Genomic DNA, 468 nt, shown 5'->3' with positions numbered 1-468 from the left:
AATTATGCCTATGACGATAATCATATGCGTACTTTACGTGTACAGCGTCTTGAAAATGGTGAAGCAATTTCTACAGCGCCTAAAGCAAATACGGTACGTAGTGTTTCTCGTGTACGTGTTATTCAAGACCAAGATGATGAAATCGTTTTACGCTGTGCTCACAACTTACGTGAATTCCGTAAAGAAAACCTCAAGCATTACACAGCCGATATTACGTACCATCTAACTCGTGATGCTGATACTGGTTTCAAGATTAACCGTAAAATCATTAACTTGGTTAACTCAACCGATACCTTAGCTGGTATTAGCTACATTCTTTAGGAGCGGTAACATGAAACAGGTTGTTTTAGTGACAGGTGCTGCTTCTGGACTCGGTAATGTCATTGCTGAATATTTTGCGAGTCAAGGCCATCAAGTGATTTTGTCAGCGAGTACACTTGAAAAAGCCAAAAATGCCAAGGCACAAAG

The 468-nt window shown here is 40.2% G+C and carries 2 protein-coding genes; both read left to right on the top strand.

All coding sequences use genetic code 11. From position 1 onward, the window contains the following. A partial coding sequence (locus tag GBI66_RS19200; protein ID WP_151717188.1) for an aromatic-ring-hydroxylating dioxygenase subunit beta occupies nt 1–321 on the top strand: 321 nt, incomplete at its 5' end. A gap of 10 nt (nt 322–331) precedes the next feature. Further along, on the top strand, nt 332–468 hold a 137-nt coding region (locus GBI66_RS19195; RefSeq protein WP_151717187.1), incomplete at its 3' end, for an SDR family NAD(P)-dependent oxidoreductase.

Source organism: Acinetobacter sp. TUM15071, from assembly GCF_008980925.1.
Lineage (GTDB): Bacteria > Pseudomonadota > Gammaproteobacteria > Pseudomonadales > Moraxellaceae > Acinetobacter > Acinetobacter dispersus.
This window is presented reverse-complemented; position numbering and strand designations above follow the sequence as displayed.